Genomic DNA, 20,209 nt, shown 5'->3' with positions numbered 1-20,209 from the left:
AGGGGGCTCAGGGGCCTTCGTCGAAGAGTGGCAGTTGACGGCGCGCCTCCGGTGGGCGCAGGCGCACGCCGACGCCGAGCAGGCGCACCGGGCGGGCGCCGCGTCCCCAGGCTTGGGTCATCAGGGCGTCCCAGGGGGCGCTGCCTTCCAGGGTGGTGAGGCTGAAGTCGTCGAAGCGTACCTTGACGAAGGCCTGGCTCGGCGGCGGATGGCCGTGGCGGGCCAGGCGAGCCTCCAGGCGATCCACCAGCGCCGGCAGGGCGGCCTGGCAGCTGGCCAGGTCCGGCAGGTCGCGGGGAAAGGTGGTCTCCACGCTCACCGACTTGCGCACCCGCTGGGGGCGCACTTCGCGCTCGTCGCGTCCCCGGCAGAGCTCGAAGAGGCGTTGGCCGAACTTGCCGAACCGTTCGATCAGTGCCTCCCGAGGCAGGTGACGCAGCTCATCGCAACGCCGAATGCCCAGGGTCTCGAGCTTGGTGGCGGTGGCCGGTCCCACCCCGGGCAGGCAGGTCACCGGCAGGGCCGCCACGAAGGCTTCCATGGCCTGGGGAGGGATCACCTTGAGGCCATCCGGCTTGTCCCAGTCGCTGGCCACCTTGGCCAGGAACTTGTTGGGGGCGGCGCCCACCGAGAGGGTGATGCCGGTACGGGCCAGGCACTGCGCCTTGAGCCACTCGCCCATCCAGGTGGCGCTGCCCCGGAAGCGGGTCACGGCGCTGATATCCAGGTAGGCCTCGTCCAGGGAGAGCGGCTCGACGCGGGGCGTGAGCTCGTGAAACAGCGCGAGGATCTCCCGGGAGACCGCCCGATAGCGCTCGAAGTCCGGCGCGCGCAGTACCAGGTCGGGGCACAGGCGCAGGGCCCGCGCGGTGGGCATCGCCGAGCGCACCCCGAAGGCCCGGGCGGCATAATTGCAGGTGGCGATGACCCCGCGCCGCTCCTGACTGCCGCCCACCGCCAGGGGCACCTCGCGCAGGGTGGGGTCGTCGCGCATCTCCACCGCCGCATAGAAGCAGTCGCAGTCGGCGTGGAGAATCTTGCGGCTCGCCATGGCGTCCTAGTTGAGGGCCTGGCCGTTGCCGCCGCGGATCACCCCGACGCCGATGCCCTCGATCTCCAGGGCCTCGTTGCGCAGGTCCACCTCGATGGGCGCGAAGTCGGGATTTTCCGCCTCCAGCCAGACCCGCGGCCCCTGGCGGCGGAACCGCTTCACCGTCACCTCGTCCTCGAGGCGTGCCACCACGATCTGGCCGTCGCGGACCCGCTCGGTGCGATGCACCGCCAGCAGGTCGCCTTCGAGGATGCCCACGTCCTTCATCGACAGGCCGCGGACCCGCAGCAGGTAGTCGGCTCGGGGCGTGAAGTACTCTGGCGGCAGCGGGCAGTAGCGATCGATATGCTCGGTGGCCAGGACGGGGCTGCCGGCGGCCACCTCGCCGATGATGGGGAGTCCCTGGGACGGGGGCTCGCCCTCGGGTTCGGCCTGCTCCTGGGCGGGCAGGCGAATGCCCCGTGAGGTGCCCGCCACCATGCGGATCACTCCCTTGCGCTCCAGGGCGCGCAGGTGCTCCTCGGCGGCATTGGGGGAGCGAAAGCCCAGGGCCCGGGCGATCTCGGCACGGGTCGGCGGGTAGCCCTGCTCGTTGAGGGTCTTGACGATAAAGTCATAGACATTCTGCTGGCGGGGGGTGAGGGGGCGGCTCATGGCGGGCTCCACGGCGTGTTCGAGGGTTTGTTCAAGTATACAGCATGGTTTTACATACAGTAAGCATTCTCCCCGGATGCCGCGTATCCTGAGTGTAACAGCGTTTTAAACTATCTCGTTTTATGCCACTATCCCGGCATTACTCGAAGATATAATGTTTTAAACAGCCGTCTTATCCGGGGCAGGCGTGCTCGCCCTCTCCCCGGCCCTCGCGGGGAAACGCCGGAGCGGACGGCCAGGGGAGCCCCGCCCATGGCCCAGACCGATACCGTCACCCGTATTCTCGATACCGCCGAGGTGCTGTTCGCCGAGCGCGGTTTCGCCGAGACCTCCCTGCGCAATATCACCAGCAAAGCCAAGGTCAACCTGGCCGCCGTGAACTACCACTTCGGCTCCAAGAAGGCGCTGATCCAGGCGGTCTTCGCCCGCTACCTGGATCCCTTCACCGAGCGCTTCCACGCCGTCCTGGATGAGCTGGAGGCGGAGTATCAGGGGCGCGAGATTCCCTTGGAGACCCTACTGGAGAGCATGGCCCGCACCGTGCTGGAGGTGCCCGCCGAGCGCAACAGCCTCAAGGTCTTCATGCGCCTGCTGGGGCTCGCCTACAGTCAGGCCCAGGGCCACCTGCGGCGCTATATCCAGGAGCACTATGGCAGCGTCTTCACCCGCTTCACCGAGCTGGTGCGCCGCGCCACCCCGGAGCTGCCGGATGCCGAGCGCTTCTGGCGCCTGCATTTCGTGCTGGGCAGCGTGATCTTCACCCTCTCGGGCCTCGATGCCCTGCGCGATATCGCCGAGCAGGACTATGGCGAGCAGGTCACCGTGCGTGACCTGATCCGCCGCATGCGCCCGGTGGTGGTCTCGGCCATGCATGCGCCCCTGCCGGCGTCCGCCGAATCGGTGGCCTAGATGCCTACGCCACGACTCGATGCCCTGCCGCCCGAGCAGGGGCCCTGGCTCGAGATCGACCTCGACGCCCAGCGCCTGACCCTTTGGCGTGGCCGCGAGGTGGTCTCGACCCATGCCATCTCCAGCGGCGTGGCCGGTAATGGCCAACGGGAGGGGAGTGGTCAGACCCCCCTGGGCTGGCACTATATCCGCGCCGTCATCGGCGCCGATCGTCCCCGCGGCACGGTATTTCGCGGGCGTCGCCCCACGGGGGAGATCTTCGACCCCGAGCAGGCGGTGCCGGATCGCGACTATATCCTCACTCGCATCCTCTGGTTGTGCGGCCTGGAGCCGGGATACAACCGCGGCGGCGACGTGGATAGTCAGCGTCGCTATATTTATCTGCATGGCACCCCGCCGGATCAGCCCATGGGGGTGGCCGCCTCCCACGGCTGTATCCGCCTGCGTGACGATGACCTCCTGGCGCTATTCGCCGCGGCCCCTGCGGGCACGCCGGTGTGGCTCCACGACTGAGTGACCCTGTTGTCGTCTCAGACATTGGTCTAGAATGCCCCACTTCTTCAGCCAAGGAAGATGAACATGACGCAACCTCTCGGCTCGGTGATGCTGGACCTCGAAGGCCCCCGGCTTCGCCCTGAGGAAAGTGACATGCTCAAGCGCCCCGAAGTCGGTGGCGTGATCCTGTTCTCACGAAATATCGAGGATGCCCAGCAAGTACAGGCCCTCTGCGCGGCGATACGCCGCCTGCGCCCCGACCTGCTGCTGGCCATCGACCAGGAGGGCGGACGGGTCCAGCGCCTGCGGGCGGGGGTGACTCGCCTGCCCGCCATGGCGCGTCTCGCCGAGGGCTTCGACAGCGATCCCCAGGCCGTGGTGCAGCGCTGTCAGGACGCCGGTTGGCTGCTGGGGATGGAGATGGCTGCCTGCGCCCTCGACCTCTCCTTCGCCCCGGTGCTCGACGTGGATGGCGGCGACTCCACGGTGATCGGCGATCGCAGTTTCTCCGCTGACCCCCGGGTGGTCAGCCTGCTGGGACGCGCCTTTATCAATGGCCTCCACGAGGCGGGCATGGTCGCGGTCGGCAAGCACTTCCCCGGTCATGGCGGCGTGGCCGCCGACTCCCATCACGAACTGCCGGTGGATTCGCGCCCCCTGGAGGCGCTGCGACGCCATGACCTGCTGCCCTTCGCCGAGCTGGCCGGCGAGCTGGACGGGGTGATGCCGGCGCATGTGGTCTACTCCGCCTTCGACGAGCGTCCCGCCGGCTTCTCACGCAGCTGGCTGGGCCTGCTGCGCGAGGAGCTGGGCTTCAAGGGCACCATCTTCTCCGACGACCTGGGTATGGCCGGTGCTACCGTGGCGGGGACGCCTGGCGAGCGCGCCCTGGCGGCCCTGGAGGCCGGTTGCGACATGGTGCTGATCTGCAATGATCGCGCCGCCGCCCTGGAGGTACTGGACGCCTGCGAGGGACGCGCTAGCAAGCGCCAGGCCAAGTTGCGGTACCGCCGCGCCCGCCCCAGCCTCGAGGCCTTGCCGGCGCTCTCGCGCTGGCGCCGCGTGCACGCCCAACTGGAATCCCTGGCCGACACTTCCCCCTGATAAGCGGTGGCGCCGAGCCGCCACCCGCCGACCCTTTTCGAGAGCGAGCCCATGACGCGACTGGCCCCCGAGCACCATCAATCCCTGACCACCATGCGCGATCTTATGGCCGATGCCGACTGTCTGATCTCCCAGGCGGCGGTGGAGGCGGCCCTGGACCGCATGGCCGAGCAGATCACCGCCGACCTGGGTGACAAGCTGCCGGTCTTCTATTGCGTGATGAACGGTGGCCTGATCACCACCGGTCATCTGTTGCCCCGCCTGGGCTTCCCCCTGGAGGTGGATTACCTGCATGCCACCCGCTACCGGGGCGGCATTCGCGGCGGCGAGCTGTTCTGGCGAGTCTCCCCGGAGATCCCCATGGCCGGACGCCATGTGGTGATCGTCGACGACATCCTCGACGAAGGCGCCACCCTGGCGGCGATCCTCGACTACTGCCGCGAGGCGGGGGCGGCCAGCGTCTCCACCGCCGTGCTGGTGGACAAGACCCACGAGCGCAAGGCGGTACCGGGGCTCCGGGCCGATTACTGTAGCCTCGAAGTCGAGGATCGCTATGTGTTCGGCTTCGGCATGGACTACAAAGGCTACTGGCGCAATGCCCCGGGGATCTTCGCGCCGAAAGGGTTGTAGGTTCCGGAGGCAGGGCTCAAGGCGCTCGATACCTTTCGCAGCGTCAAAGTCGAGGATCGCTATGTGTTCGGCTTCGGCATGCTGGTAAGGATCGACAAGGGCGGCCATCGCGACGCCCGGAGCGCCAAGGAGAGGATCGATGCTGGCAATTATCGGCGGTACCGGCCTTAGCGAGATTCCCGGCCTGGAGATCCTGCGGCGGCATGGCTGCGAGACCCCCCTGGGCAGTGCCTCGGCACCGGTGCTCCAGGGGCGCCTGCAGGATCGTGAGATGCTCTTCTTGGCGCGCCACGGCCAGCCCCGACGCCTGCCGCCCCATCGCATCAACTACCGCGCCAACCTCTGGGCGTTGCGCCAGGCGGGGGCCAGCCGGGTGGTGGGGATCAATGCGGTGGGGGGCATCGATCCCACCTTGCGCACCGGCGCCTTGGTGGTGCCGGACCAGCTGATCGACTATACCCATGGCCGGGAGGCGACCTACTTCGATGGTCGCTTCAAGCCGCTGGCGCATATCGACTTTACTCACCCCTATGACGCGGCCCTGCGCCAGGCGCTGCTGGCCGCCGGGGCCAGGGCAGGGGAGTCCCCGGTGGCCGGGGGCGTTTATGCCTGTACTCAGGGGCCGCGGCTCGAGACCGCCGCCGAAATCGCCCGGCTGGCCCGGGATGGTGCCACCCTGGTAGGCATGACCGGCATGCCCGAGGCGGCCCTGGCCCGGGAGCTGGCGCTGCCCTATGCGAGCCTGGCGCTGGTAGTCAACAGCGCGGCGGGCATCGGCGAGGGCGAGATCGCTATGGCCGACGTGGAAGCCGCCCTCGAGGCCGCTATCGTCCGGGCCCGCGGGGTGATCGAGGCGTTATTGCTCGCCGAGCCTTGAGCCTTCGTTATGAGGGCCCCGCCGTCTCCGGTGGGCTGTCTTGGACCAGGTGGGGCGATTATGCCAGCCCCAGTTCGTGGGTGGCCTCCTCACGCATCTTGAACTTCTGGATCTTGCCGGTGACGGTCATCGGAAACTCATCGACGAACTTCACATAGCGCGGGATCTTGTAGTGAGCGATCTTGCCCTGGCAGAAGGCCTTGAGGCCCGCCTCGTCGAGGCGCTCGCCGTCACTGAGCTTGACCCAGGCCATCACCTCCTCGCCATACTTCTCGTCGGGCACGCCGATCACCTGTACATCGGAGATGGCCGGATGGGTATAGAGGAAGTCTTCGATCTCTCGGGGATAGATGTTCTCGCCGCCGCGGATGATCATGTCCTTGATGCGCCCGACGATGGCCACATAGCCGTCCTCGTCCATGCTCGCCAGGTCGCCGGTATGCATCCAGCCGGCCTCATCGATGGCCTTGGTGGTGGCCTCCGGGTTGTTCCAGTAGCCAAGCATCACGCTGTAGCCGCGGGTGCATAGCTCACCGGTCGCCCCTCGGGGCACCACGGCGCCGGTCTCCGGGTCGACCAGCTTGACTTCCAGGTGGGGATGGATGGTGCCCACGGTGGTGACGCGCTTCTCCAGGGGCGCATCGGTGCGGGTCTGGAAGCTTACCGGGCTGGTCTCGGTCATGCCGTAGCAGATAGTGACCTCCTCCATATGCATCTTGTCGATCACCTTGCGCATCACCTCGATGGGGCAGATCGAGCCGGCCATCACCCCGGTGCGCAGGCTGGAGAGGTCGAAGTCGGCGAAGCCGGGGTGATCCAGCTCGGCGATAAACATGGTCGGCACCCCATAGAGGGCGGTGGCGCGCTCCTCGGCCACCGCACGCAGGGTGCTCTCCGGGTCGAAGCCGTCGCCGGGATAGATCATGGTGGCGCCATGGGTCATGCAGCCCAGGTTGCCCATCACCATGCCGAAGCAGTGGTAGAGGGGCACCGGGATCACCATCCGGTCGGCCTCGCTCAGCTTCATGGTGCGGGCGACGAAGAAGCCGTTGTTGAGGATATTGTGGTGGGAGAGGGTGGCCCCCTTGGGCGCGCCCGTGGTGCCAGAGGTGTACTGGATATTGATCGGCTCGTCGAACTGCAGGCTCGCCTGCACCTCGGCCAGGCGCTCCTCGCCCACCGCGTCGGCCCTTGCCTGGAGGGCCTGCCAGCTCAGCATGCCGGGCAGGGCGCGTTCGCCATCCAGGCAGATCACCCGCTTGAGCTCGGGAAGCCGGGCACTCTGCAGCATGCCGGGGTCGCTATCCCGAAGCTCCGGCATCAGCTCCGCCAGGGTCGCCACATAGTCCGAGTTCTTGAAGGCGCCCTGCAGGATCAGCGTCGAGGTGCCGGATTGCTTGAGGGCATACTCCAGCTCATGGGTGCGGTAGCTGGGATTGATATTGACCAGGATGGCGCCGATCTTGGCGGTGGCGAACTGGGTCAGGGTCCACTCGGCGCAGTTGGGAGACCAGATGCCCACCCGGTCGCCCTTGGCGACACCCAGCGCCAGCAGGGCGCGGGCGGTCTGGTCCACCGCGGCCTTGAGCTCGCGCCAGCGATAGCGCAGGCCCTGATGCAGGCTGAGCAGGGCCTCCCGTTCCGGGAAGCGGGCCGCGGTGGCATCGAAACAGTCGCCGATGGTCTGTCCCTTGAGGGGCGTATCGCTGATTCCACTGACATAGCTGGCAGGCTGAGGCGTCATGGTGGCTCCTTAGATGGCGGGTGCTTGTTATTGTTGCTGGGGCGGCGCGAAGCGCGTCGCCCGGTGTCCATGACGGGAGCGGGTCGGACTCAGGTGACGTCGCGGCGATCCAACTGCTCGAGAACGCTGCGACAGCGGTTCTCCACCTCGTCGAGCTCCTGCTGCATCAGGCGGATGTCCTCCAGGCGCGCCTGCATCTCGGCCCGCTTGGCACTGAGGATCTCCAGCATGCGCTGCAACTGACGGGCATTGCCATCCGGCATGGCGTCGTAGAGCTCGATGACCTCGCGAATCTCCGCCAGGGTAAAGCCCAGCCGCTTGCCCCTCAGGGTCAGCTTCAGGCGCACCCGATCCTTCTCGTGGTAGATGCGGGTCTGGCCGCGTCGCTCCGGGGCCAGCAGGCCCTCCTGCTCGTAGAAGCGAATGGTGCGTGGCGTCACCTCGAACAGCCGCGACAACTCACCGATCGAGTAGCTGCGGCGCTGAGGTTTCAGTGCCCCGGTCGCGCTGGGGGAAGCCATCGCCTCCTGGCGGGGTTTCGGCATCGTTGTCATCCTGTAGTCAGACGGTTGGCAGTGTGTCGCCTATGATCTCGCATCCCGTCCTTGCTTTCCAAAGCCTAGCGCCAAGTTTACGTTAACGTAAAGTGCGGAATCATCGACTTTTGGCGTAGCCCCCGGGGGATGCCAAACAACCTAGCAAGTGCTAGGTTGGTTTCCAGTCGTCGCCGGGAGTCTTGGCCCCGGCGCAACTTACTGCGAAAGGAGTGAAGGCATGGACTTTTCCCTGACCGAGGATCAACGAGCCCTGCAGCAGGCCGCGGCGGATTTCTCCCGCGCCGAGCTGGCCGACAATGCTGCCGACTGGGACGCGCGCTCCCACTTCCCGGTGGAGGTGATCAAGCGCGCCGGCGAAGCGGGCTTCCTGGCCATCTATACCCCCGAGGCGGCCGGGGGCCTGGGGCTCTCCCGCCTGGAGGCCTCCTTGATCTTCGAGCAGTTGGCCAGCGGCTGCATCTCCACCACCGCCTATCTGACCATTCACAACATGGCCACCTGGATGGTCGCCAACTGGGGCGGGGCATCGCTTCAGGAGGCCTGGTTGCCGCGGCTGGTGAGCGGCGAGGCGCTGGCCTCCTACTGTCTCACCGAGCCGGGTAGCGGCTCCGATGCCGCCAGCCTGCGCACCAAGGCGGTACGCGATGGCGACGACTATGTGATCTCGGGCTCCAAGATGTTTATCTCCGGGGCCGGGGCCACCGACCTGCTGGTGGTGATGGCCCGCACCGGCGGGCCGGACAGCGGCGCCGCCGGCGTCTCCGCCTTTGCCGTGCCGGCGGACGCCGCCGGCATCGAGTACGGCAAGAACGAGGAGAAAATGGGCTGGAAGAGTCAGCCCACCCGGCTGATAAGCTTCGACGGGGTGCGGGTCCCGGCGGCCCATCGCCTGGGCGAGGAGGGCGAGGGCTTCAAGTTCGCCATGAAGGGGCTCGATGGCGGTCGCCTGAATATCGCCAGCTGCTCCCTGGGGGCCGCCCAGCAGGCGCTGACCCTGGCCCGGGACTACCTGGCCGACCGCCAGCAGTTCGGGCGCCCACTGAGCGCCTTCCAGGCGTTGCAATTCAAGCTCGCCGATATGGCCACCGAGCTCACCGCGGCGCGGCTGATGGTACGCCATGCGGCCTGGCGCCTCGATCACGGCGACCCCGAGGCCAGCGCCTACTGTGCCATGGCCAAGCGCCATGCCACCGACATGGGCTTCACGGTGTGCAACGAGGCGCTGCAGCTGCATGGCGGCTACGGCTATATCAAGGAGTACCCCCTGGAGCGGCTGGTGCGCGATACCCGGGTACATCAGATCCTCGAAGGTACCAACGAGATCATGCGGGTCATCGTGGCGAGGCGATTACTGGCCGATGGGGTCGTCGAATCCCTGGCCTAAATCGTCACCGGGAATTTCGATACGATGGTACCGTGATGGCGAATAAATCCAGCGAGGAGGGAAGATGAGCGACGAGGTGGTGATTTTCGAGGAGGTCCCGCTGCGCGGCGGGCGTCGATTGGGCCTGGCGCGGCTGAATGCGCCGCGGGCCCTCAATGCCCTCTCCCGGGCGATGATCGAGGCCCTGGACCAGCGCCTCTCGGCCTGGGCCGAGGACGACGCCATCGCGGCGGTCTGGCTGGAGGGGGCCGGAGACAAGGCGTTCTGTGCCGGTGGCGATATCGTTGCCCTCTATCGCGCCATCGGCGAGGGCGCGGAGGCCGCCAGCGCCTTCACCGGCGACTACTTCGCCGCCGAGTATCGCCTGGATCACCGCATTCATACCTACCCCAAGCCGGTAGTGGTGTGGGGCGACGGCATCGTGATGGGCGGCGGCCTGGGACTGATGGCCGGCGCCTCCCACCGCCTGGCCACCGAGACCACCCGCATCGCCATGCCGGAGATCACCATCGGTCTCTACCCGGATATCGGCGCCAGCTGGTTCCTGGGACGCATGGCGCCGGGCATCGGGGCCTACCTGGGGTTGACCGGGGCCCAGCTCAATGCCCGGGATGCCCTGGATCTGGGGCTGGCGGATCGCCTGGTGCCCCGGGAAACCCGCGAGGCGCTGCTGGCGGCCTTGGGCGAGGCAGACTTCACCACCGATGCAGCGGCGGTCGTGGTGGACGGGGTGCTGGATCGTTTCGAGGCCCGCGAGCGCGCCCCGGCGGCCCAGCTATGGCCCCACTTCGATCATCTGCAATCGCTGACCGCCCGGGGCGGCTTGAACGAGGCGGTGGGGCGAATTCTCGCGGACCAGCGCGACGATCCCTGGCTGGTCGCCAACCGTCGGCGCCTGGCCGAGGGTTGTCCGCTCAGCGCCCATCTGGCCTGGGCGATGATCCAGCGTCATCGCCACGGCAGCCTGGCCCAGGCATTTCGCGAGGAGCTGTCGCTATCGGTGCGCTGCTGCGTGGAGGGCGACCTGGGGGAGGGGGTGCGGGCCCTGCTGATCGACAAGGACAAGAACCCGCGCTGGTCCCATGCCGGCTTCGACCAGGTGCCCGAGGCGCAGGTCGAGGCCCTGCTGGCACCCCTGTGGCCCGACGAGAACCATCCGCTACGGGATCTCTAGGTCGAGAGTCCTTCCTCGTCAGGCGGGGGACCGGCCCCGGCCCGGTTCCCCATTTTGCCTCTCGGGGGCCTAAGGGGGCACAATTCGCGCCCCCAGCTCCCGGACACGAGGCCCCATGACGAACGCCAATGCCCTGCTCGAGGCGCCCCTGGCCCCCACCCTGATTCGCCAGACCCTGCCGGTGATCGGCGGCATGCTGGCCATGCTCTCCTTCAACCTGGTGGATGCCTGGTTTATCGCCCGCCTGGGCACCGAGCCCCTGGCGGCGGTGGCCTTTACCTTCCCGGTGGTCTTCGCCGTGGTCAGCCTGGCCATCGGCCTGGGCATCGGTACCTCGGCGGTGGTGGGACGCCTGCTGGGGCGCGGCGAACGGGCACTGGTGGCCCGGCGCAGTACCGACGCCATCCTGCTGGCCGCGCTGGTCGGGGGCCTGGTGACCCTGCTGGGCCTGCCCAGCATCGAGGCACTGTTCGTTGCCCTCGGCGCCGGTCCCGCCCTGATGCCGCTTATCCACGCCTATATGGGCGTCTGGTACTGGGGGGCGGCCCTGCTGATCGTGCCCCGGGTGATCAACAGCGTGCTGCGGGCCCAGGGCAATACCCGCGCCCAGGGGGTGGCCATGGCCCTGGCGGCCGCACTCAATGCGCTGCTCGATTATCTGCTGATCTTCGGCATCGGCCCCTTTCCCGCCCTGGGGGTGGCCGGGGCGGCCCTGGCCAGTCTGCTGAGCTGGGGGGCCATGACCGCGGGGCTGCTCGCCTATCCGCCCCTGCGTCGTTGCCTATCGCTGGGTGGCCTGCGCGTCCATCAGGTCTGGGAGTCCTGGCGGGCCCTGGGACGGATCGCCGTGCCGGCGGCCATTACCAGCCTCTTCACGCCGCTGGCCATGGCCCTGGTAACACGCATCGTCGCCGACCAGGGCCATCATGCCGTGGCCGCCTTCGGCGTCGGTACCCGGGTCGATGCCATCGCCCAGATCGTGGTGCTGGCGCTCTCCATGACCCTCTCGCCGCTGGTCAGCCAGAACCTGGGGGCCGATCAACCCGCCCGGGCCTGGCAGGCGATCCGCGGCTGCTTCGTCTTCGTGCTGGCCTGGCAACTGCTGGTCTGGGGCCTGCTGCAACTGCTGGCACCCTGGCTGACCGGCGGCTATGCCGAGGAGCCGGCGGTGGCGGAGGTGCTGCGCGCCTTCCTGTGGCTGGTGCCCCTGGGGTTGGGTGCCCAGGGCGTGGTGATCCTCAGTGTCTCCTCGTTGAATGCCATGCACCGCCCCCGGGCCGCCATGGGCCTCTCCCTGGTGCGCCTTTTCGGCCTCTTCGTGCCCCTGGCCTGGCTGGGCGGCCAGTTGGCCGGTCCCGTCGGCATCTTCACCGGCATGCTGGTCGCCAACCTGGCCATCGGCCTGATCGCCTGGTGGCGGCTGTGTCGCATCTGGCGGCAGGCTGGTCGTCGCGAGCGTTGAGAGGCCGGATCGGGAGGGGCTGGTAGGCGGCTGGTGTTTGATCTACATTGATTGTGAATGTAGATATTTTGTATTTCTGTGGAGATCACCATGAACCAGCCGACCCCCGTGACCTGGGACGACCCCTTCCGCCTCGTCGATCAATTGGATGGCGAGGAGCGATTGGTCCAGCAGACCGCCCACGACTACTGCCAGGAGAAGCTGTTGCCCCGGGTCCTGGAGGCCAATCGCCACGAGATCTTCCACCGCGAGATCATCAGCGAGATGGGCGAGCTGGGCCTGCTCGGCGCCACCATCGAGGGCTACGGCTGCGCCGGCATGAACTACGTCGGCTATGGGCTGATCGCCCGGGAGGTGGAACGGGTCGACTCCGGCTACCGCAGCGCCATGAGCGTGCAGTCGAGCCTGGTGATGTACCCCATCCATGCCTTCGGCAGCGAGGCCCAGCGTCAGAAGTACCTGCCCAGGCTGGCCAGCGGCGACTGGGTGGGCTGCTTCGGGCTCACCGAGCCCGACCACGGCTCCGATCCCGGCGGCATGACCACCCGCGCCAGGCGCCAGGGCGACGACTGGGTGCTGAGCGGCACCAAGACCTGGATCACCAATGCACCCATCGCCGACGTCTTCGTGGTCTGGGCCAAGGACGACGAGGGGGTGATCCGCGGCTTTCTCCTCGACAAGGGCATGCCGGGGCTCTCGGCGCCCAAGATCGAGGGCAAGTTCAGCTTGCGCGCCTCGATCACCGGCCAGATCGCCCTGCAGGACGTAGTGGTCTCCGATGACCGGCGCCTGCCCGGCGTCACCGGCCTCAAGGGGCCCTTCTCCTGCCTCAATCGGGCCCGCTTCGGCATCGCTTGGGGCGCCATGGGGGCCGCCGAGGCGTGCTGGCATGCGGCCCGGGACTATACCCTGGAGCGCCGGCAGTTCGGACGCCCCTTGGCCGCCAACCAGCTGATCCAGAAGAAACTCGCCGATATGCAGACCGAGATCGCCCTGGGCCTGCAGGCGGCGCTGCGGGTGGGACGGATGATCGACGCCGGGCAATTGGTGCCGGAGGCGATCTCGCTGATCAAGCGCAACAACTGCGGCAAGGCCCTGGAGATCGCACGGACCGCCCGGGACATGCATGGCGGCAACGGCATCAGCGACGAGTACCACGTCATCCGCCATATGCTGAATCTGGAGGCGGTCAATACCTACGAGGGTACCCACGATGTCCATGCGCTGATCCTGGGGCGTGCCCAGACCGGCCTGCAGGCCTTCTGCTGATTCCCCCCGGCAAGGAGAACGCCCATGGCCGCTCCCCTGGAAGGACGCCTGGTGCTGGATCTGTCGCGGGTGCTGGCCGGCCCCTGGGCCGGTCAGCTGCTGGCGGATCTCGGTGCCCGGGTGATCAAGATCGAACATCCCGAGCATGGCGACGATACCCGCGGCTGGGGGCCGCCCTGGCTGGAGGGGGCGGGTCCCCGGGAGGCCGCCTACTACCTCTGCGCCAATCGCGGCAAGCAGTCACTGGCCCTCGACCTGACTCGCCCCGAGGGCCAGGCCCTGGTGCGCGAGCTGGCCGGGCGCGCCGATATCCTGCTCGAGAACTTCAAGGTCGGCGGCCTGGCCAGGTATGGCCTCGACTACGCCAGCCTCAAGGCGCTTAACCCCGGCCTGATCGGTTGCTCCATCACCGGCTTCGGCCAGGACGGCCCCTATGCCAGCCGCGCCGGCTACGACTTCATGATCCAGGCCATGGGCGGGCTGATGAGCCTCTCCGGCGAGCCCGACGGCATGCCGATGAAGACCGGCGTGGCCATCACCGACGTGATGAGCGGCCTCTATGCGGCGGTGGGGGTGCTGGCGGCCCTAGACGAACGCGGCCGCACCGGCGTGGGGCGGCATATCGACGTGGCCTTGCTCGACGTGCAGGTGGCGACCCTGGCTAACCAGGCCCTCAATGCCCTGGTCAGCGGCCAGGACCCCCAGCGTCACGGCAATGCCCACCCCAATATCGTCCCTTATCAGGCCTTCGCCTGTGCCGATGGGCACCTGGCACTGACCGTGGGCAACGACGCCCAGTTCGCGCGGCTGGCGCGTCTGCTGGGGCGACATGAGTGGGCGCAGGACGAACGCTTCGCCACCAATGCGGCCCGGGTCACCCATCGCGAGTCCCTGGTGCCGGCCATCGCCCAGGTCCTCGAGGCGCGTCCCCGGGACGCCTGGCTGGCCGACTTCGAGGCCCATGGCATCCCCGCCGGGCCCATCAATACCCTGAGCCAGGCCTTCGCCGATCCCCAGGTGCGGCATCGGCGGATGCTGCGCCGCCTCGAGCGTGGCGGCGGCGAGATTCCGCAGGTGGCCTGTCCGCTGTTCTTCGACGGGCACTCGGCCACCGCCGAGGCGCCGCCGCCGGCCCTCGGCGAGCACAGCGAGGCGCTGCTTGCCGAGTTGGGGCTCACGCCGGAGGCTATCGCCCGGCTGCGCCGCGAGGGGGTCATCCGTTAAGTCGGACGATAGGGTGATTCGTTAACGCGGCGAGTAGCGCCGCTGCTTCCCGGTCTCGGCGATCATCCATGGCGAGGCACTTCTCGCCGAGTTGGGGCTCACGCCGGAGGCTATTGCTTGGCTGCACCGCGAGGGGGTGATTCGCTAAGCCTCGGTACCTCTGTCCTGGGTTAGGGCTGCTTGGATCGCTTTATCCGCGCCGCTTGCCGAAGACGGCTTTGGGCGCTCGGCCAAAGAACCTGGAAAAGGCGGTGCTGAAATTACTCGGGTGACGGTATCCGACGCGATAGGCGACCTGCGCTACCTGACAGCCGCTCTCCAGCAGCGCATGGGCCTTGCGCATGCGCATCTCGAGCAGCATACGGTGAGGCGTCGTATTGAAATATCGGCGGAACCCCTCCTTGAGCTTGAATTCGTTGAGTCCCACCTCGGCGCAGAGGTAAGGGATCGTCAGCGGGTGATCCATTCGCTCAGCCATCAGGTCCCTCACGCGCTCGAGTTTCTCGATGTCCCAACAGCCGAGTCGCGAGGGGGCAGGTGTGGCAGGGCTGATCAAGCGTAGCTGTTCGGCGAGCAGCGACAGGGCATGGATATGCATATCGAGCAGGCCAGGACCGGGCTGCCCGAGGTGACCATTCAATGCCGTGGCATGACCTTGGCTGAGGGTAGTGTTCTTGCGAAATGCCAGCTGTCGTACGCCACCATTTCCCAGCAGGGCCTTGGTCCTCTCACTCCCCAGATATTTTTTCAGCGTTTCTTCGCCGACCAGTAGGCGGAGTTGCGACACCGTCTCGCCAGCCCGATAGTGGCGTTCGCCATGGTTGCTCCGGAAGGCCGTGATGGTGGTGAAGCCGGCGCGGAAAGCGAGCTCTGCGCCATCGCCCCCCTGGTAGCCGGATTGTCCCTCGAGGCCGAGGGTAATGGCCAGCATGGCGCGGCCGTGAGGATCGACGGTCTCCTCGCATAGATCGCAGCAGGGGCGGTAACGCAGACGGATCAGGATAAGATCACTCTCCAGCGCAATGCGCTCGGAATAGCATTCACCCACTTCCTTGGGCAGTTGCCGACGCTCCTTCCCCCTCTCCCGCCTGGCCAGGTTGACCTGGCCCATCGTCAAGCGCCGTGGTGACCGAACCCTCCCTGGGTAAGCCCCCATATCACACACCTCCACCGGATCTCATAAGGCTTTCTACGGAATGAATATATATCTCATATGAGATTGATTGATATTTACCGATAGAATGTCGTTCATGTCAATTGAGGTGGACCGAGAGGTCGCGTACTGACTCGAGGGGATGAGATGAGCGACGGAACGTGGAGCAGGCATAGCAGGCTGGGAGGGCTGCTTCTGCTGATGTGGGTAGGTGGAGCGCAAGCAGCGCCGGGGGCAGAGGAGCAGAGGCCGCAGGAATTGGCGTCCATGACGGTGACGGCCAATAAGATTGAGCAATGGCTGGAAGAAGTGCCGGCAAGCCTGTCGCTCTTCCATGGCGACGATCTCCGCGACGCCATGGTGGAGGATCTGGCGGGTGCCGCGCGCAGAACCCCCAGCTTTGGTTTTCAGCCGATCGGTCAGTCCGGCACCAACCTTCCGGTGGTGCGTGGCCTGACCTCCCATGTCACGGCCTTCTCCTCATCCATGTTGATGCTGGTGGATGGCGTGCCGACGCTGATGGGGCAGGGATTCGAACATAACCTGCTGGGTGTCGAGCGTGTCGAGGTGTTGCGGGGCCCGCAGTCGACCCTCTACGGGCGCAACGCCGACGCCGGCGTGCTCAACATCCACACGCGTCAACCCGGCGGTGAGTCCTACGCCCGGTTCGATGCCGCCCTGGGAAGCCGTGACAAGCGCTCTCTGCGATTCGACCTGGGCGGGAAGCTGGTCACCGATAGCCTGTCGGCCAGCTTTGCTGGGGAATGGCGCGAGCAGGACGGTTTTATCGACAACCCTCATCGGGGGCGCACGGAGGATAATCGAGAGCGCTATGCCGGGCGGGCCGCCTTGCGATGGACGCCTTCCCCGAGCAGTGACGTGACGCTTCGTTATGCTCGCCAGGCGTACCGGGACGGGGGAGCCCAATGGGGCCGCGTCGATGCCCCCTGGCGCGAGGTGCACTCCGGAACGGCGAGTTGGAATCGCTCGAGCGGCCGAGTGTTAGCCCTGGATATCGAGCACGAGCTGACGGAGAACTTGCATTTTCGCTCGCTCAGCGCCCGTCATGACTTCCATGACCACGTTCGCCAGGATGCCGATTTTCAACCACTCGATAGGCTTCACGTGGAGCGTGATCATCACCTGAGTACGCTATCCCAGGAGTTCCGCCTGGAGAGTGTGGGGAGTCGCCACCAGTGGCTGCTCGGGCTCTACGCGGATCGCGATGACCATGAGCTGGGCTTCCGGCAGCAGACGCCTTTCGGGATGCAGCACACCGATGTGGACCTGGGGGGGGACTCAAGGGCGCTATTCGGCCAGTGGACCCAGGCGCTGGCTCCCGATTGGTCCTTGACCCTGGGGGGGCGGATCGAGCGCAATCGGATCTCGCTAACAGCGGAGGACGGTGGTCGCCAGGAGCGCGACTGGCGGCGCTTCACCCCCAAGGTGGCCTTGCAGCATGAGTGGTCGTCGGATACCCGCCTCTATGCCAGCTATGCCGAGGGTTTTCGTGCCGGCGGTTTCAATGCCTTCGCTCGCGCCGATGGTTTCCCGGCCTATGATCCGCAACGGGTGGCGTCCTATGAAGTGGGTCTCAAGGGGTGGGCCCTCGATCGGCGCCTGAGATATGCCGCTGCCGCGTACTGGATGGACATCAATGACATGCAGGTGCAGCAGATCACGCAGCCCGGTGTGGTCCATATCACCAATGCCGCCGAGGCCTATTCCACCGGGCTGGAGCTCGAGGCCGACTACCTGCTCGGGACACATTGGTCGCTACAGGCCGCACTCGGTGTCAACCGCACGCGTTTCAGGGAGTTTCAGGATCTGGCGGGCGATCACCGTGGCAACCACAACCCCTTCGCCCCCGACCTGGACGGTTACCTGGGGCTGCGCTATGACGCGCCGAGTGGCTGGTACGCCCAGGCAGGGCTGAGTGGTGTCGGTCGGACCTACCTGGATGCTGCCAACGACCATCGGCGCGATGCCTACGGGCGGCTCGATCTTAGCGCCGGCTATCGGCACCGCCAGTATGGCATCACGGCCTATGTCGATAACGCCACCGACGAGCGCTACGACGCCGTCGGTTTCCTCAACGGGATGGCGAGGGTCTATAGCGAGCCGCGGGAGCTGGGGCTGCGGGTGAGTGTTGACCTATGAATTCTCTCAACGTCATGCCTCGCCATCCTCTACAGCCTTATTGGGATATCGCCCTGGCCTCGGTGCAAGCGGATGCGCTACACGAGGCCCTCGAGCTCGACCTCTTCCGCCTGCTGGTCGACCCCGGGACGGTGAAGGAGGTGGCCGCTCGGCTCACCCTGGACGTCGGCAATACCGGCTATCTGCTCGAACTGCTCTGGAGCATGAGACTGCTGGAGCGCCAGGCCGATACCAGCGTCCCTGGCAGGTGGCGCTACTGCTCGGCGGAGGTCGCCACATACTTCTTCGATTCGAACGCGCCACGCTACTGTGGCGACGCCTGGCGTTTCCGGCGGCAATCGCTGCGCCACTTCGGCGGCGAACTCGGGACGCTGGTGCGCACGGGGCGAGGAGGGAGCGCGCCGGCGGCGACCGCCTGGCGGGAGGCGGCTCGCCGTCAGATCGCCCAGGAGCAGCGTGCCGCGACCGTCGATGCGGCCTTGGCCGTCGTGGCCCGTCTGCCGGAATTCCCCCGGGTTCGCTGGCTGCTCGACCTGGGTGGTGGCCCGGGTGGGGTTGCCATCGCCCTGGCCCAGGCCAACCCCGGGCTGCGCGGCGTGGTGTTCGACCTGCCCGAAGCGGCCGAAGTGGCGCAGGCGAATCTCGAGCGAGAAGGCCTGGCCGGGCGCCTGCAGGCCCGTGGCGGGGACCTGGTCAGCGATGCCATCGGCGAGCAGGCATACGACCTGATCTGGTGCTCGTCGGTATTGCATTTCGTTCCCGATCCCGCCGCCTCCCTGCGCAAGATCCTTGCCGCCTTGCGACCCGGTGGCGTCTTGATCTGCGCCCAGGCCGAGCTTCCCGACGGCTCCACCGAGGCGCTCGAGGTCCTGCCCTACTACCTGTCGCTGTGCATGCGGGGGCGTCGGGTGACGCGGCAGGGAGAGCTGCGCCGAGCGCTGGCGGCCGCCGGCTTCACGGGATTGGAAAGCTACCCGGGCGTGCCATTCCCCATGGCGCCCGTCACCGTGCTGATTGGCCGCAGGAGTCCGATATGACCGTTACGTTTTTACGCATGCTGGGCTACCAGGCGTTGTTCGGGTGGCTACACCTCGTGCTGGCATTACCGAGTATCTATCTCCTGCTGGGATTGCCGCTGGTGATGCGCGAGCAGGGTTGGTCGGGCACCGATATCGGCCTGTTTCAACTGGCGGGCCTGCCGGCGGTGCTCAAGTTCCTCCTCGCCGCACCGGTCGAGCGCTGGCGCTTTGGAAGTGGCCACTATCGGGGCTGGGCCATGCTGCTGAGTCTGTTGCTGGCGGTCACCCTGGCAGTGATCGGGTGGATGGAGGGGCCCGGCAGCCGCGGGGGGCTATTTGCCCTGGCGTTTCTCGCTGGCCTCCTGGCGACCTGGGCGGATATTCCCGCCAATGCCCTGGCGATCAAGTTGTTGCCGGAAAGCGAGCGCCTGAGGGCCGGAGCCATCCGCTCGGCGGCCCTGTTCCTGGCGGCCATTCTCGGCGGCGGTGTGATGTTGGTGGTGCATGGCCGCTGGGGCTGGTCGGCCCCCTTCCTGCTGATGGCCGCGGCGTTGGTGGTGGGAGCCGTCCTGCTGGCAGTGCCCGGCGAGGCACCCGAGACCGGCAGGAAGAGCGCCGCCGCAAGCATGGAGGAGGGCGGCTGGCGTGGCTACTTCGCCCAACCGGGAGCGAAGCGTTGGACTTGCCTGTTACTCACCGCCTTCCCCTTCATCGGTGCCGCCTGGCTCTATCTCAAGCCCTTGATGCTCGACCTGGGCATGCCGGCCGAGCAGGTGGCCTGGCTGGTGGGTGTGGGTGGCGGGACGCTGGGCGCCCTGGCCAGTGTGATGGGAGGTCGTATGGCCCGGTACCTGGGGCCCGGGCGCGCCATGCCGCTTTTCACCGGTTTCTGCCTGTGCGCCCTGGCCGTCTTGACGACGATGGTGTGGCGCGGCGCCGGAACGATCGGCTTGCTCCTGGGGACGGCCCTGGTCGCGGTGGCCATGGGCGCGATCTCCTCGCTGCTTTTCGGACTGATGATGTACTTCACCCGGCCTCGGCGGCGCGCCGTCGACTATGGCTTGCAAGCCAGTCTCTTCGTGATGACCCGCCTCTCGGTGCCCGTGGCGGCCGGGGTGCTGCTCGATCGTCTCGGCCATGACGGCATGTTGCTCGGTCTGACCCTGGCCGCTCTCGGGGTATGGGGTCTGGCCGTGAGCAGCCGCCGTATCCTGGCGAGGGTGGCGAAGCCTGTAGGGCGGGGGGATGCGACCCAAGGGAGCGATGTGGGTGCAGTCTCCCGCCAGGTGATGGCTCCTGGGGTGGCGTCGATATCAGGAGAGCGTGGGTATCAAGCGAAATGA

18 protein-coding genes are annotated in these 20,209 nt (G+C 67.1%); 13 read left to right on the top strand and 5 right to left on the bottom strand.

All coding sequences use genetic code 11. From position 1 onward, the window contains the following. Positions 1-7: 7 nt before the first annotated feature. Positions 8-1,051 carry a DNA polymerase IV gene (gene dinB, locus HPA02_RS02105; protein WP_146801418.1) on the bottom strand — a complete coding sequence of 348 codons (1,044 nt, stop codon included), beginning with the start codon at positions 1,049-1,051 and terminating at the stop codon, positions 8-10. A 6-nt stretch (positions 1,052-1,057) separates the two neighbouring features. Further along, positions 1,058-1,705: a transcriptional repressor LexA gene (gene lexA, locus HPA02_RS02100; RefSeq protein ID WP_146801417.1), complete on the bottom strand. Its 648-nt coding sequence runs from the start codon at positions 1,703-1,705 to the stop codon at positions 1,058-1,060. A gap of 252 nt (positions 1,706-1,957) precedes the next feature. Between lexA and HPA02_RS02095 the strand changes: the two genes are divergently transcribed. The 5 genes from HPA02_RS02095 to HPA02_RS02075 all read left to right on the top strand — a co-directional run bounded on the left by HPA02_RS02095 (position 1,958) and on the right by HPA02_RS02075 (position 5,720). Continuing rightward, positions 1,958-2,614, top strand: coding sequence for a TetR/AcrR family transcriptional regulator (locus tag HPA02_RS02095; protein ID WP_146801416.1), 657 nt, complete (start codon positions 1,958-1,960; stop codon positions 2,612-2,614). Continuing rightward, on the top strand, positions 2,615-3,127 hold the full coding sequence (locus tag HPA02_RS02090) for a L,D-transpeptidase (RefSeq protein WP_146801415.1): 513 nt from the start codon (positions 2,615-2,617) through the stop codon (positions 3,125-3,127). 66 nt (positions 3,128-3,193) lie between these two features. Beyond that, positions 3,194-4,213, top strand: a complete 1,020-nt coding sequence (nagZ, locus tag HPA02_RS02085) for a beta-N-acetylhexosaminidase (protein WP_146801413.1) — start codon at positions 3,194-3,196, stop codon at positions 4,211-4,213. Between the two features lie 51 nt (positions 4,214-4,264). Beyond that, positions 4,265-4,843: a hypoxanthine-guanine phosphoribosyltransferase gene (locus tag HPA02_RS02080; RefSeq protein WP_146801411.1), complete on the top strand. Its 579-nt coding sequence runs from the start codon at positions 4,265-4,267 to the stop codon at positions 4,841-4,843. 139 nt (positions 4,844-4,982) lie between these two features. Next, on the top strand, positions 4,983-5,720 hold the full coding sequence (locus HPA02_RS02075) for an S-methyl-5'-thioinosine phosphorylase (RefSeq protein WP_146801409.1): 738 nt from the start codon (positions 4,983-4,985) through the stop codon (positions 5,718-5,720). Positions 5,721-5,778: 58 nt separating this feature from the next. On the opposite strand, the gene HPA02_RS02070 is transcribed toward HPA02_RS02075, so the two are convergent. Both HPA02_RS02070 and HPA02_RS02065 read right to left on the bottom strand, forming a co-directional pair. Beyond that, the gene (locus HPA02_RS02070; protein ID WP_146801407.1) at positions 5,779-7,464 is read right to left on the bottom strand and encodes an AMP-binding protein; all 1,686 of its coding nucleotides are present in this window, start codon (positions 7,462-7,464) and stop codon (positions 5,779-5,781) included. Positions 7,465-7,553: 89 nt separating this feature from the next. Next, positions 7,554-8,009 (bottom strand): MerR family transcriptional regulator, encoded by a 456-nt coding sequence (locus HPA02_RS02065; RefSeq protein WP_269750139.1) that lies wholly within the window; start codon positions 8,007-8,009, stop codon positions 7,554-7,556. A 229-nt stretch (positions 8,010-8,238) separates the two neighbouring features. Between HPA02_RS02065 and HPA02_RS02060 the strand changes: the two genes are divergently transcribed. The 5 genes from HPA02_RS02060 to HPA02_RS02040 all read left to right on the top strand — a co-directional run bounded on the left by HPA02_RS02060 (position 8,239) and on the right by HPA02_RS02040 (position 14,534). Continuing rightward, on the top strand, positions 8,239-9,405 hold the full coding sequence (locus tag HPA02_RS02060) for an acyl-CoA dehydrogenase family protein (RefSeq protein ID WP_146801405.1): 1,167 nt from the start codon (positions 8,239-8,241) through the stop codon (positions 9,403-9,405). A gap of 64 nt (positions 9,406-9,469) precedes the next feature. Continuing rightward, positions 9,470-10,579, top strand: a complete 1,110-nt coding sequence (locus HPA02_RS02055) for an enoyl-CoA hydratase/isomerase family protein (protein WP_146801403.1) — start codon at positions 9,470-9,472, stop codon at positions 10,577-10,579. A 115-nt stretch (positions 10,580-10,694) separates the two neighbouring features. After that, positions 10,695-12,041, top strand: a complete 1,347-nt coding sequence (locus tag HPA02_RS02050) for an MATE family efflux transporter (RefSeq protein ID WP_146801401.1) — start codon at positions 10,695-10,697, stop codon at positions 12,039-12,041. 90 nt (positions 12,042-12,131) lie between these two features. After that, a complete protein-coding gene (locus HPA02_RS02045) occupies positions 12,132-13,310 on the top strand; it encodes an acyl-CoA dehydrogenase (protein WP_146801399.1) in 1,179 nt (392 codons plus the stop codon). 24 nt (positions 13,311-13,334) lie between these two features. Beyond that, positions 13,335-14,534, top strand: a complete 1,200-nt coding sequence (locus HPA02_RS02040) for a CaiB/BaiF CoA transferase family protein (RefSeq protein WP_146801397.1) — start codon at positions 13,335-13,337, stop codon at positions 14,532-14,534. Between the two features lie 190 nt (positions 14,535-14,724). Here the strand turns inward: HPA02_RS02040 and HPA02_RS02035 are convergent, their stop codons facing one another. After that, a complete protein-coding gene (locus HPA02_RS02035; RefSeq protein WP_186809902.1) occupies positions 14,725-15,645 on the bottom strand; it encodes a helix-turn-helix transcriptional regulator in 921 nt (306 codons plus the stop codon). Positions 15,646-15,954: 309 nt separating this feature from the next. On the opposite strand from HPA02_RS02035, the gene HPA02_RS02030 reads away from it, so the two are divergent. The 3 genes from HPA02_RS02030 to HPA02_RS02020 are packed head-to-tail and all read left to right on the top strand — an operon-like array spanning position 15,955 to position 20,209. Then, positions 15,955-17,847 carry a TonB-dependent receptor gene (locus tag HPA02_RS02030; protein ID WP_198056713.1) on the top strand — a complete coding sequence of 631 codons (1,893 nt, stop codon included), beginning with the start codon at positions 15,955-15,957 and terminating at the stop codon, positions 17,845-17,847. Beyond that, the gene (locus HPA02_RS02025) at positions 17,844-18,884 is read left to right on the top strand and encodes a class I SAM-dependent methyltransferase (protein WP_146801391.1); all 1,041 of its coding nucleotides are present in this window, start codon (positions 17,844-17,846) and stop codon (positions 18,882-18,884) included. Before HPA02_RS02030 ends, HPA02_RS02025 begins: the two co-directional genes overlap by 4 nt. Next, positions 18,881-20,209, top strand: coding sequence for an MFS transporter (locus HPA02_RS02020; RefSeq protein ID WP_146801389.1), 1,329 nt, complete (start codon positions 18,881-18,883; stop codon positions 20,207-20,209). The genes HPA02_RS02025 and HPA02_RS02020 overlap by 4 nt, the downstream gene beginning before the upstream one ends.

The sequence above is a fragment of the Bisbaumannia pacifica genome, assembly GCF_007989625.1.
Lineage (GTDB): Bacteria > Pseudomonadota > Gammaproteobacteria > Pseudomonadales > Halomonadaceae > Bisbaumannia > Bisbaumannia pacifica.
Note: the sequence above shows the minus strand (reverse complement) of the source record. Positions and strands in the feature narration are given on the sequence as shown.